The organism is Archangium sp., from assembly GCF_057119385.1.
On sequence record NZ_DBNGVP010000154.1, the window covers coordinates 40,369 to 52,548 of the forward strand.

The window sequence follows — 12,180 nt, forward strand, 5'->3', positions numbered from 1 at the left end:
CGCGGCAAGCTACCATCGAGCCGCCGCCACTTCCTGCTAGACTCGCCCGCCTCAACCCGGAGCAACCATGGCCGAGCAGCGGAGGCCGGGGGGCAATCCCCCTCCTTTCGAGTCCCCCGAATTCGAGACCGACACGGGTCACAACGCCGCACGGGAGACCCCCGCCGCGGGCAATGTGCTCTCCGCGCCTCCCAAGCTCCGGACGCCTCCGGGGCAGGCCCCCGCCCAGGGGGGCCCCGCGCGGCCTCCCGCCCAGGGCGGTGCCCCCGAGCGCCGTCCCCTCGGTCCCAGTCCCTTCCTCGAGCGCCGCGCCCCGAGCCCTCCCAGCCCCGAGGCCCGCCGCGTCACCTCCAACCTCCCCACGGAGCAGCTGCCCCCCGTGCCCGCGGAGCCGCGCCGCCAGGCCCCTCCCATGCCCGGCATGGAGATGACTCCCGTCCCCGTGGAGCATCCGCGCCGCTCGGCCCCGCCGGTGCCCTCCATGGATCTGCCCTCCGTCATCGTGGAGCCGCGCCGCGCCGGCCCGCCCGTCCCGACGTCGGAGCAGCCTCCCGTCCCCGCCGAGCCGCGGCGTCCCACGTCCGGCGTACCGGCCCCCGAGCGCAGGATGACCGGCACGATGCGCCGCGCCGCCATCGCCGACCCTGGGGGCGCCCCGAGCTCCACCACCGTCTGGCCTTCCCAGCCGCGCACCCTCGCCGAGACGGGGCTCACCGCCACCATGGTGGAGGAGCTCGTCCTCAAGGCCATCTTCTTCGCCGGCGAGATGCGGGGCATGGACATCGCCAACCGCCTCAAGCTGCCCTCCACCATCATCGATGAGGTCGTCGAGGGCCTGCGCCGCCAGAAGTACATCGACATCCGCGGCGGCGGCGGCTCGGGCGTGGGCAAGTCCACGATGATCTACCAGCTCACCACGTTCGCCACCGACGTGCTGCGGCAGATCCTCGATCGCAACCGCTACAACGGCCCCGCTCCCGTCACCCTCCAAGAGTGGATCGACTCGGTCAAGAAGCAGACCGTCCGCGGCAACCGCATCACCCGCAACCGGATGGAGGACCAGTTCGGCGACCTCATCATCCGCGACTACATCTTCGATGGCATCGGCCCCGCCATGAACTCGGGCCGCGCCATCTTCTTCTACGGGCCCCCCGGCAACGGAAAAACCGCCATCTGCCAGGGCATGGTCAACTGCTTCGATGGGGAGATCTTCATCCCCCACGCCATCCTCATCGACGACTTCGTCGTCCGCATCTACGACAGCATCCTCCACAAGCCCGTCGAGGACGATGACACCACCCCGTCCTATGACCGGCGCTGGGTCCGCTGCCGCCGGCCCCTCGTCGTCGTCGGCGGTGAGCTCACCCTCGAGATGCTCGACCTCGTCTACTCCCCCGAGGTCAAGTACTACGAGGCCCCCTTCCAGATGAAGGCCACCAACGGGATGCTCCTCATCGACGACTTCGGCCGTCAGAAGGTCTCCCCGAAGGATCTCCTCAACCGGTGGATCGTCCCCCTCGAGAGCGATGTGGACATGCTCACGCTCCACACCGGCAAGAAGGTCCAGGTCCCCTTCGACGTCTTCGCCGCCTTCTCCACCAACCTCGATCCCAGCGACCTCGTCGACGACGCCTTCCTCCGCCGCGTCCGCTACAAGCTCGAGGTCCAGCCCCCCGACGAGGAGCTGTTCCATCAGATCTTCGACGTCATGTGCCGCAAGCGCGGCGTCCCCTATGACGCCGAGATGGTCCAGTACCTCATCGACACCCACTACAAGCCCAGTGGCCGCCGCTTCGCCGCGTGTCAGCCCCGCGACCTGCTCGATCAGATGATCGACATGGCCCACTACCGGGGCATTGCGCCGCAGCTGGATCAGGACCTCATTGATTCCGCGGTCCGGAGTTATTTCGTCCGGTTCGACAAGGAGCGCGGGGACAAGCGCTGATTCTCGGGCTCACGGTGTTCCCCACGGTGGGGAGGACGGGGACGGATACCCTCACCCCGTCCCTCTCCCGGGGGAGAGGGGAAATTGTGGGGGTTATTTCGCGAAGGGGCCCCAGGGGTTGGGTTCGAGCCACTCGCGCACTTCGTCCACCGGCACGTTCGACAGCACGTCCACGATCGACAGGCCCACCACGAAGCGTTCTGCCTTGCGCCCCTGGTCGTACGCCGGATAGCGGAACTTCTGCCACAGCAGCCGCACCCCCGCATCCCGGAACGGCCCCGGCTTCAGGTACAGCGACCCCACCGCCGAGTAGTACGTCCCCATCCCCAATTGCGTGCAGTACGACGCCAGCCGCCCCGTCTTGTCCGGGTGCGAGCGGTCCAGCTTCGACGCCAGCTCCACCCTCGGGTTGATGCCCAGCGGCTCGTAGAAGAGCGCCATGCTCGCCAACAGCGTGCGCAGCAGCGAGCCCGGGCCTCGCTCCTTCTCCGCCTCCGCGTAGAAGCCCTCCAGCCTCGGCAGCACCTGGCTCCGGAAGTAGGGCCTTCTTCCGTACAACATCGTCAGCGTCGCCAGGTGCTTGCGCGTCCATCGCTGCCCCGGGTCCACCGCCAGCTCGGAGATCCGCGTGTCCCGGTGCGCTCCCTCCAGCGGAATCGTCAGCCACTGGAACGCTGGCTCGGTGGAGGCGGGGAGGGGAGTGCCCGGCGGCAGTGCCACCCGCGCCCTCCGCTGCCAGCCCCTCCTCAGCCACTGCACGTTGTCCAGCACCAGCAGCGTGTCCGCCCTCGCCACCTGCTCGTAGAAGTCCAGCCACGGCAGGTAGTGGGGTTGCTCGGCGACCAGGACTCCCGCGTGCGGCTCCGTCACGCGCTCAGTGTAGGGGTCACATGCTCAGGCGCGCCACCACTCCCGCCAGCTCCGGCTTCCAGGGGCCGAACCGTTCCCCCAGCGCTCCTCCCACTCCGTATGCCAGCACGGGTCCCACCCGGCGCGGGCCCGGCGCCACCGGCTGGCGCACCAGCACCAGGTTGAGGCGCTCCTCCCATGACGCCATCGCGAGCGGCAGGTCCGCTCCCCTCGGCCGCGTGCTCCCCGGCCGGTGCGTCCACACGTCCACGTAGCCCGCCAGCAGCAGCTCCCGGTACGTGGGCGCCCCCATCAATCCCAGGTTGGCCGGCGTGTTGAAGTCCCCCACCAGCACCACCGGCAGCGGCTCGCCCCTCAGTCCGCGGAGCAGCTCCCCCGCCTGCGCCACCTGCACGCCCAGCCCCTGCTCGTCCCTCGCTGGCTCCAGGTGCGTGCTCACGAAGCGGTACTTCCGGCCCTCCACCTTCGCCACCACCGAGGCCCAGCCCCTCCACAGCTCCACCGGCTCCTGGCCCCGCCGCCGCACCTCCCGGCGCGCCACGTAGTTGCCCGCCCGTGCCTCCTTCACCTCCACGTCCGCCCGCGCGAGGATCACGTCGAAGTCCGTCAGCCGCACGTCGTCGAACGTCAGCGCGCCACGCGTGCGCAGCGGCAGCTCCACGTCCGCGTTGCGCACCCGCGCCACCTCCCGGTAGTGCAGCCCGCGCGCCTCCAACTCGCCCAGCAGCACCGGCAACACGTCCAGGTGCAGCGCCTCCGCCGGCCGCGTGCCCCCGAAGATCGCGTCCCCCGGCGACTGCAGCCGTACCTGCGTCACCTGCTGCAGGCCAATGAGGTGCGGCCGCGCGTATTGGATTTCATCCGCCAGCTCGCGCGCCCGTGCGAGCACGTCCTCCTGGCGCAGCGTCTCGAGCAGCTCCGCGGCCCGCACCGGCTCCTCCGCCAGCGGACCTTCCAGCACCTGCTCCAGGTGCTTCCCGCCCGAGAGGCCGCGTGTCATCACCGTGAGGGCGCCTCGATCGAAGAGCCCGGACGCGGAGTGCTCCTCCCGTCCGTCCACCACCTGGGGCAGCGTCGCCACCTGACAGGCGCCGAGCGCCACCATCCACAGCCCCACCGCGATGCCGTACTTCATCTGTGACCTTCCCCCCTCGGACCGGCCCCGCTCCGAGCCGCCCGCGCTCGACCGCGGCGGACAGCACCGTTGAGATAGGGCGCACCTGCTCGCACGCCAGGGGGCCGAGCCCCTTCTTCCTCCCGGGCGACCACCATTGAGCACGTCGAGGTCGCACAAACGTTGGACACATGGCAATAATGCGGGCGGCTTGCCCGCCTCCCGGGCGGCCCATGGTGCCCCCTTGCGCCTCCCAACCCTCCCCCGCACGGAGCGAACGAGGTTAGGCTTCCGTCCAACGGAGAGCGGTTCTTCCGGAATCGGGCGCTCGTGGTGGACCGGAAGGGCTCCGATCTAGCAATCTTCTGTTTCCCAAGAATCCGCTCCTGCCTCCATGCGCTTTCTCCTCCTCAGTCGCGACGGTGATCACCCCATCGGGGCGGAGCTCTCCCGGATGGGACACGAGGTGGTGGTCGCCTCGGGACCCGAGGTCACCGCCGCCACCATCTCCCTGGTGGACGTGCTGGTGGTCGGTGCCGAACAGGTGCGCGAGAAGTCCGAGTGGTTCACCCGGCTGCGCGCGCAGATCCGCGCCGCCGAGGTGTCCGTGCTCGGCATGGCCGACGGCCTCTCGGAGGAGGACATCGCCCCGCTGATGGAGATCGGCGTGGACGACTACCTGGTCGCGCCCTTCAACCCGGTGGACGTGCGCGCCCGCATCGCCCTCTTCGAGCGCCGCTGCTACGCCTTCATGCGCCGGCAGTCCCACGAGGAGTCCGCGCGCGGGGAGATCGAGCGGCTGGCCGCCATCATCCAGACGCAGAACGACATCGCGCTGGCGGGCCTGGATCTGGACGTGGTGATGCGGCTCATCGCCGAGCGGGCGATGATCCTCTGCGGCGCGGGCGGCGCGGCCGTGGGCATCATCGAGGGCGAGGAGATGTTCTACCGGGTGTGCACGGGCTACTCGAAGCAGTTCGAGGGCGCGCGCCTGCCCATCGCCAACACCATGGCCGGCACCAGCGTGCTGCGCGGCGAGGTGATGCGCACGGACGACACCGAGCGGGATCCTCGCGCCAACGTGGCCGCGGCGCGCCGGCTCAAGGTGCGCTCCATGCTCAACGTGCCGCTCAAGCGCGACAACCAGACGGTGGGCGTGCTGAGCATCGCCTCCCAGGTGCCGTTCGCCTTCGTGGACTCGGACGAGCGCACGCTGGAGCTGATGGCCGGGCTGCTCGGGGCCGCCATGGGCAACGCCGCCGAGCACGCGGCGAAGCAGGCGCTGATGACGGAGGTGGCCTCCATCGTCACCGCGCTCCAGGAGAGCCAGCACCTCTTCGACTCCTTCCTCAACAACAACCCGGCGCTCGCGTACATGAAGGACGAGGCCGGCCGGCGCGTCTTCGTCAACGAGCCCTTCCGCCGTTTCTTCGGGCTGGCTCCCGGCGTGGACGTGAGCACCATCCCCGACGAGCAGCTCATGCCGGCCGAGACGGTGGCCCACCTGCGCGAGCAGGATGATCAGGCCTTCAAGTCCGGCCAGCCCTCGGTCTCCGAGAGCATGATGCCCACGCCGGAGGGCGAGCCGCGCCAGTTCCTCACCTACCGCTTCATCGCGCGCGACAGCTCGGGCCGGCGCTTCCTCGGAGGCGTGTCCTTCGACATCACCGAGCGCAAGGCGGCCGAGGAGGCCCTGCGCCGCTCCGAGGAGAGCTTCCGCGCCCTCATCGAGGGCTCGCCCGAGGCCATCTTCGTGCACCGCGGCGGGCCGCTGCTCTACGTCAACCCGTCGGCGAGCTCCTTCCTGCGGCTCAAGGCCAGTGAGCTGGTGGGCCGCTCGCTGCTGGACTTCGTGCACCCGGAGGATCGGGGCGCCGCCGCCGGCACGCTCGATGGCTTGCCCGGCCGGGGTGCCTCCAACCGCGTGCGCGAGGTCCGCTTCCTGCCTCCCGGCGGCGGTCTGCTCACGGCGGAGATCAGCAGCCTGCGGCTCGTCTTCGCCGGCCAGCCCGCCACGCTGGTGAGCGCGCGAGATCTGACGGAGCGCAAGCAGATCCAGGCGCGCCTGGTCGTCGCCGATCGGCTGGCCTCGGTGGGTACGCTCGCCGCGGGCGTGGCGCACGAGATCAACAACCCGCTGGCCTTCGTCATCTCCAACCTGTCGTTCCTCTCGGAGGAGCTGCAGGCCATCTCCTCGCTGCTGCCCGAGGGGCGGCTGGGCGAGGTGGAGGAGGTGCTCCGGGAGACGAACGAGGGCGTCAACCGCGTGCGGCTGATCGTCCAGGATCTGAAGACGTTCTCGCGCGGCGACGAGGAGCAGCCCTCGGCGGTGGATCTGCGGCGCGTCATCGACTCGGCGCTGATGCTGGCGCGCGGCGAGCTGCGCCACCGCGCCAACGTGGTGAGGGACGTGTCCGAGGTGCCGCTGGTGGAGGGCAGCGAGGCCCGGTTCGGCCAGGTGGTGCTCAACCTGCTCATCAACGCCGCCCATGCCATCACCACCGGCCAGCCGGACAAGAACGAGATCCGCGTCACCCTGCGCGCGGAGAGCAACCACGCCATCATCGAGGTGAAGGACACCGGGTGTGGCATGCCCCGCGAGGTGATGGATCGCATCTTCGATCCGTTCTTCACCACCAAGCCGGTGGGAGAGGGCACGGGGCTGGGCCTGTCCATCTGCCACGGCATCATCACCGGCTTCGGCGGGGAGATCACCGCGCACAGCGAGGTGGGCCGGGGCAGCACCTTCCGCATCAGCCTGCCCGCCATCCGCAAGAAGCTGAAGACGGCGGGGTAGGGCGGCTCAGCGCGAGGCGCGGCGGAAGAGCGGGAAGAAGTCCCGAGGGGCCTTCTTCTTGCGCACGCAGCGGGTGTCCGCGCTCATGTAGCAGGCCGAGAAGCCCCGCCGCCGCTGGCCCGTGCGGCTCGGCGCCGAGCGGTGCCACACGTAGTTGTGGAGCAGCAGCACCTCCCCGGCCTCCACCGGCAGCGGCACCGCCCGGGTGTCCGCCCCGCGCGCCGCCACCTGATCCGGCGGCACCACGCCCCCGAGCGCCGTGGCCAGCCCCCAGCGGTGGCTCCCCGGCACCACCTCCACGCAGCCTCCGTCCAGCGGCGCGTCGTCCAGCGCCGTCCACAGCTGCAGCTCGGGATCCTTCGTGAGGCCCCACAGCTTGCCTCCGTCCTGGTGCCAGGGCAGCTCGCTGCCGCCCCGCTGGCCCTTGTGGAAGAGGATGGCCCGGTAGAGGCAGATGTCCCCGGGGATGAGCGTCCGGGCGAGGCGCTCGAAGAGCGGGTTCTCCATCCACTCGAGGAAGCGCGGATCCTTCTCCAGCTTCTCCAGCTTGCGGTAGTCCAGCGACGGCCCCTGCCAGCCGAGCCCCAGCGGCGCGTCCTCGTAGCGGCCCGTGGGCGCGTCCATCTGCCAGAAGAAGCCCGGGTAGCTCACCCGGCCCAGCATGAGATCGTCCGCGCGCTCGCGCAGGGACTCCAGGCCCTCGGGGCCGAGCAACCGGCCCAGGCGCGCGTAGCCGTGCTCGGCGTAGTGCGCCAGCGGCCCGCTCAGGTCGAAGGTCTCCGCATCCACCGCCAGCATGCTCACCTCGCGTACGTGGCGTCCGTGCCCAGCCACTCCCGGGAGAGCTCGTCCACGCGCGAGGCCACCTCCGGGGGCAGCGGTTTCGCGCAGGCGTCCAGCGCCGCGTCCAGGTGCTCCACCGTCGCCGGGCCCGCCAGCACCGAGTCCACCCCGGGCCGGCTCGCCAGCCACGCGTAGGCGAGCTCCACCAGCGTGAGGCCCGCCGCTTCCGCCACCTCGCGCAGGCGCACCGTCTGCTCCAGCAGGCGCTCGGACCAGTAGCGGCGCTGGTAGAAGCGGTTGCCGTCGAAGCGCGAGCCCGCGGGAATGGCGCCGCCCGGCACGTGGCGCCCGGAGAGCAGCCCTCCGGCCAGTGGGTTGTAGACGGTGGTGTGGAGGGGGTAGCGCCTCGTGAAGGGCAGGTACTCCACCTCCACCTGACGCACCAGCACGTTGTAGAGCACCTGGGACACCACCGGCCGGGGCATGCCGCGCACGTCGCACAGGCCGCGCAGCTCCAGCAGTTGCCAGGCGGCGTGGTTGGACACGCCCCAGTGCCTCGCCTTGCCGGCGCGCAGCAGCCCGTGCACGGCCTCCAGTGTCTCCTCCACCGGCGTGGCGGCATCCGGGGCATGCAGGTACAGCACGTCCACGGACTCCGTCCCGAGCCGCTTCAGGCTGTCCTCCACCGCACGGACCACCTGCTCCCGGGAGAGGCCCTCGGGCTTCCCCCGGACGCGCGCCAGCCCCACCTTGGTGGCGATGCCCACCTCCGCCCTCCGGCCGCGCAGCGCCTGGCCGAGGAGGCGCTCGGCCTCTCCGTTTCCGTACGAGTTGGCGGTGTCGAAGAAGATCACGCCGCGCTCCAGGGCCCGGGCGATGATCCGCTGCGCCTCGGGCGCCGGGGTGCGCGCCCCGAAGTTCATCGTGCCCACGGAGACGGCCGCGGGCGGCGCTCCGGGCTCCAGGGGACGGGGCTCGAGCCAACGCGAGAGGGGTGGGGAAGGGGTCATCATAGTCACTAGTGAACGCCGGACCTTGCGCCGAGGGGGGAGCGGCCGAATGGTGGGAGCAACATGCCCTATCTCCGCCTCACCCGCTTCGTCACCGCTCCCGATGGCACCCGCGTTGCGTATCACACGCATGTGGGCAATGCCCCGGAGAGTGAGGCGGAACCCGCGCTCGCCTCCCGGCCGTCCGTGCTGCTCACCAACGGGATTGGCACATCGGAGAACTTCTGGCGGTACATCGTCGCGGACCTGGAGCAGGACCACCGGGTGGTGCACTGGGACTACCGGGGCCACGGCCGCAGCCAGCTGTCCGTCAATGGTGACTACGCGCTGCGCGTCCACGTGGATGACCTGGAGCGCGTCACCGAGGAGATGATGGTCCGGGGCGATGGCCGTCCGCCCCACCACGTGGCGTTCTCCATGGGCGTCCGGGTGGTGCTGGAGCTGTACCGGCGGCGGCCGGAGCTGGTGCCCGCCATGACGCTCATCGCCGGCAGCCCCGGATCCCCGGATCCGAGCGCCTGGCTCATCCCCCTGCCGGGCGGACACGCCACCCTCGGCCGGGCCTTGAAGACGCTGACGCCGCTGGTGCCCCGGGTGGCGCCGCTCGTCCACCAGGTGCTCGCCTCGCGGCTGGCGTACCCGCTGGGACGTGTCTCGGGCCTGCTGCGGGCCCGCGCCCCTCGCGCGGACATCGTGGAGTTCATGCTGGCCCTGCGCCGGATGGATCCGCAGGCCTTCTGGATGATGATGCGCGGACTGGTGGACTGCCCGCCGTGCTGGGACGTGCTGCCGGAGATCCGCGTGCCCACGCAGATCGTCGCCGCGAAGAACGATCTCCTGATCCCCCTGCGCGAGATGGAGCGGATGCGCGAGCGGATGCCGGCCGCGGAATGGGTGCTCGTGGATGACGCGGGCCACGCGGGCCTGGTGGAGGCGGGCACGGAGATCGCCGAGACCGTGCGCGCCTTCCGGCAGAAGTGCGGGGTGGGCCCGGCCTACCCGGTGCTCACCCACTGAGGGTCACCGGGCCCGCGTCAGGGAGGCCCCATCGTCCGCTGCTCCCGCCGTGGACGCTGCGTCCCGGTGCCCACGCGGGGCGTTGGCTCCGGCTGCAGCCCGTGCAGCAGCTCCAGGAAGACACCGTTCGTCCACCCGAAGCCGACGACGTTCTCCTTGTACCCGCCGCCCTTGATGTCCACCTCCGTGGTGCGCTTCACCACGTCGAACTTCTCGCGGATGTTCTTATCGCGGCGGAAGTTCTCGGCGACCATGTCGAGGAACTTCCGGGAGAGTCGGTCGGCGGGCTCGTCATATTCGTAGCGGCGCAGCCCCTCGACGGTGAGGAGCTGGATGGGCGCCCACCCATATGGGTAGTCCCATTGGGTGTGTGACTCGTTGCGGCTCATCGCCACTCCTCCGGGCTGCTCGAAGCGGGAGAGATTGCGCGCCACGGCCTGGGCCTGCTCACGCGACGCCAGCCCCGCCCAGAGCGGATAGAAGGTCGTCACGTACTCGTAGGTGGAGCGCTTGCCGGCCACGAAGTCGTAGTCGAAGTACATGCCCCGCTGGGCGTCCCACAGGTACTTGTTCATCAGCTCCTGCCGCCGGGCGGCGCGCTCCCGCCACTGACGGGCCTCGGCGGGCCGGTCCAGCATCGTGCTGATGCGCTCCAGGTCCGTCTCCGTCTTGTACAGCAGGCTGTTCAGATCCACCGGCGCGTAGTGGTGCGTGTCCGCGTTGAAGGGCCCCTGGTGGAAGGCGACGTCGAAGCCCGACTCGCGCATGCTGCGGTCACCCTTGTAGTACTCCTCCGTGAGCGTGAAGGACTCCATGGCCGTGCAGCTGGTCGTCCCGACTCGCCGTTCGCAGATCTGCGCGGTGAAGACGGGGCCCACCGCCGCCGCCTCCGGGTTGTCCGGATCCACCTTGCGCAGGTAGGGCTGGCCTGCCTCCGGGTTGCTCAGGAAGTACATCACCACGTCCCGGTAGTAGCGGGCGTGCGTGTCGAGCTCGGGCACGGGCCCCTCGCCGAAGTCGAAGTAGCGCGACAGCCCCGTGTCCCCGGCCAGGTGCTCTCCCTTCACCCACATCTCGTAGTCGCGGACCACGTAGGGCAGGGCCTCGGTCAGCCACGCGCGCTTCTCCGCCTCCCCGAGCGAGTCGTGGACCGCCAGCACCATCGAGCTGAGGAAGGGCGGCTGCGAGCGGGTGAGGTAGTAGGTGCGGTTGGCGTTGAGCACCGCCCCGTAGTGCTCGAGCTCGAAGAAGAAGTTGCGCACCATGCCCTGGGCCAGCTCCCGCCGCCCATCGCGCAGCAGCCCGCGGATGATGAAGTAGCTGTCCCAGCCATACATCTCGTTGAACATGCCGCCGGGCACGACATACGGGTTCTCGAGGAAGAGCAGCCCCGGTGGATCGATCGCCCGGACGTCCGCCTGCCCGGGCCGGGTGATGTCCGAGGGCAGACGCTCGATCCGCACCCGCGGGCACCTCTCGCGCAGGGGCTGGATGGACGCGGGCTCGGGCAGATCCTTCGGCAGGTAGAGCACGGACCTGTCCGGGACCTTGGGATCCGTCAGGACCTTGCACGTGTCCAGCGAGCGCGTCAGCACATCCCAGTTGAGGGAGATGTACGCGCGGACATCCCAGTACTCGGGCAAGACCGGCTGGGGTGCGGCGCTCGCCACCATCGAGAGCACGACGAGGAGTCCCGGAACCCACGTGGGTCCTCGCAACCGTCGAGTGCCTGCCATGTTCCCCTCCCGCGCCTGTCCCGAAGGACAAACTGGCCGGGCGGGCCCGGGATGGCAACGGACAGGGGGGCCGTTCGCCACGAGACACCGAGGTGAAGGAGATGCTTGTCTCCAGTGCGTGCCCATGAGACCTTGCGCGCCGGCACGGGAAGCCGTGTCGTCCATGATCTCCCTTCGCTGAAGACCTCCGCTCCGTGAAGCGACCCTCGGGTGTGACGCTGTCTGTCACGTCCGGCAGGTGCGTCGTTGCATGTGCATGCGAGGAGCGGAGACCCTATGCAATCCCAGATGCGCAAGCTCAAGTACCACGTGGCCACGACGCTCGATGGCTTCATCGCCGGTGAGGACGACTCGGTCGACTTCTTCCCCGCGAACCTCTCGCCCGAGCACGTGATGGACTACTTCCACTCCCTGCTGTCCGAGTACGACACGGTGTTGATGGGCCGTGGCACCTACGCGCCCGCGCTCAAGGCGGGTGTCACGGATCCGTATCCCTCCCTGGACACCTACGTCTTCTCGCGTACCCTGAAGGAGAGCCCGGATCCACGCGTGCACCTCGTCCGGGAGGACCCCGTCGCCTTCGTCCGGGAACTCAAGTCGCGTCCCGGCAAGCAGACCGACATGAGCCGCGCGGTGGCTGCGGCGAAGATGAGCGTCCCCCAGGACATCTACCTGTGCGGCGGCGGACCCCTGGCGGCGGCGCTCTTCGACGCGGGCCTCGTCGACGAGGTCATCGTCAAGCTGAACCCGGTGCTGATCGGCGCGGGCAAGACGCTCGCCCCGCATCTGGCCCGGAAGGCCGAGCTCGAGCTGCTCTCGACCAAGGCGTACCGCAACGGGGTGGTGCTCCTGCAGTACGCGGTCAAGCACTGAGGCAGGACGAGGATCGTCCTCGCATGGCGCGGGAT

Annotated in this window: 9 protein-coding genes; 4 read left to right on the forward strand and 5 right to left on the reverse strand. The window is 70.0% G+C overall.

The features are described 5' to 3' along the window. Positions 1-67: 67 nt before the first annotated feature. Positions 68-1,945: an ATPase gene (locus tag AC16DP_RS36455; protein WP_329726253.1), complete on the forward strand. Its 1,878-nt coding sequence runs from the start codon at positions 68-70 to the stop codon at positions 1,943-1,945. A 93-nt stretch (positions 1,946-2,038) separates the two neighbouring features. On the opposite strand, the gene AC16DP_RS36460 is transcribed toward AC16DP_RS36455, so the two are convergent. Together AC16DP_RS36460 and AC16DP_RS36465 are read right to left on the reverse strand one after the other, a co-directional pair. After that, positions 2,039-2,815: a WbqC family protein gene (locus AC16DP_RS36460; protein ID WP_329726252.1), complete on the reverse strand. Its 777-nt coding sequence runs from the start codon at positions 2,813-2,815 to the stop codon at positions 2,039-2,041. A 16-nt stretch (positions 2,816-2,831) separates the two neighbouring features. Continuing rightward, entirely contained in the window at positions 2,832-3,950 is a 1,119-nt protein-coding gene (locus AC16DP_RS36465; protein WP_329726251.1) for an endonuclease/exonuclease/phosphatase family protein, read from the reverse strand. Between the two features lie 373 nt (positions 3,951-4,323). Here AC16DP_RS36465 and AC16DP_RS36470 point away from each other — a divergent pair, with 373 nt between their 5' ends. Next, positions 4,324-6,726, forward strand: a complete 2,403-nt coding sequence (locus AC16DP_RS36470; RefSeq protein WP_329726250.1) for an ATP-binding protein — start codon at positions 4,324-4,326, stop codon at positions 6,724-6,726. A gap of 6 nt (positions 6,727-6,732) precedes the next feature. On the opposite strand, the gene AC16DP_RS36475 is transcribed toward AC16DP_RS36470, so the two are convergent. Both AC16DP_RS36475 and AC16DP_RS36480 read right to left on the reverse strand, forming a co-directional pair. Further along, the gene (locus AC16DP_RS36475; protein ID WP_329726249.1) at positions 6,733-7,524 is read right to left on the reverse strand and encodes a phytanoyl-CoA dioxygenase family protein; all 792 of its coding nucleotides are present in this window, start codon (positions 7,522-7,524) and stop codon (positions 6,733-6,735) included. A gap of 2 nt (positions 7,525-7,526) precedes the next feature. Then, positions 7,527-8,522, reverse strand: coding sequence for an aldo/keto reductase (locus tag AC16DP_RS36480; RefSeq protein ID WP_329726248.1), 996 nt, complete (start codon positions 8,520-8,522; stop codon positions 7,527-7,529). A gap of 60 nt (positions 8,523-8,582) precedes the next feature. Between AC16DP_RS36480 and AC16DP_RS36485 the strand changes: the two genes are divergently transcribed. Continuing rightward, on the forward strand, positions 8,583-9,536 hold the full coding sequence (locus AC16DP_RS36485; RefSeq protein WP_329726247.1) for an alpha/beta fold hydrolase: 954 nt from the start codon (positions 8,583-8,585) through the stop codon (positions 9,534-9,536). A gap of 17 nt (positions 9,537-9,553) precedes the next feature. Here the strand turns inward: AC16DP_RS36485 and AC16DP_RS36490 are convergent, their stop codons facing one another. After that, entirely contained in the window at positions 9,554-11,272 is a 1,719-nt protein-coding gene (locus AC16DP_RS36490) for a trehalase family glycosidase (protein WP_329726246.1), read from the reverse strand. Between the two features lie 276 nt (positions 11,273-11,548). Here AC16DP_RS36490 and AC16DP_RS36495 point away from each other — a divergent pair, with 276 nt between their 5' ends. Next, positions 11,549-12,145 (forward strand): dihydrofolate reductase family protein, encoded by a 597-nt coding sequence (locus AC16DP_RS36495; RefSeq protein WP_329726245.1) that lies wholly within the window; start codon positions 11,549-11,551, stop codon positions 12,143-12,145. The last annotated feature ends 35 nt before the right edge of the window (positions 12,146-12,180 follow it).

Coding starts and splice junctions, on each gene's coding strand:
- AC16DP_RS36455 (WP_329726253.1), top strand. CDS start 68: ATGGCCGAGCAGCGGAGGCCGGGGGGCAATCCCCCTCCTTTCGAGTCC.
- AC16DP_RS36465 (WP_329726251.1), bottom strand. CDS start 3,950: ATGAAGTACGGCATCGCGGTGGGGCTGTGGATGGTGGCGCTCGGCGCC.
- AC16DP_RS36470 (WP_329726250.1), top strand. CDS start 4,324: ATGCGCTTTCTCCTCCTCAGTCGCGACGGTGATCACCCCATCGGGGCG.
- AC16DP_RS36475 (WP_329726249.1), bottom strand. CDS start 7,524: ATGCTGGCGGTGGATGCGGAGACCTTCGACCTGAGCGGGCCGCTGGCG.
- AC16DP_RS36480 (WP_329726248.1), bottom strand. CDS start 8,522: ATGATGACCCCTTCCCCACCCCTCTCGCGTTGGCTCGAGCCCCGTCCC.
- AC16DP_RS36485 (WP_329726247.1), top strand. CDS start 8,583: ATGCCCTATCTCCGCCTCACCCGCTTCGTCACCGCTCCCGATGGCACC.
- AC16DP_RS36490 (WP_329726246.1), bottom strand. CDS start 11,272: ATGGCAGGCACTCGACGGTTGCGAGGACCCACGTGGGTTCCGGGACTC.
- AC16DP_RS36495 (WP_329726245.1), top strand. CDS start 11,549: ATGCAATCCCAGATGCGCAAGCTCAAGTACCACGTGGCCACGACGCTC.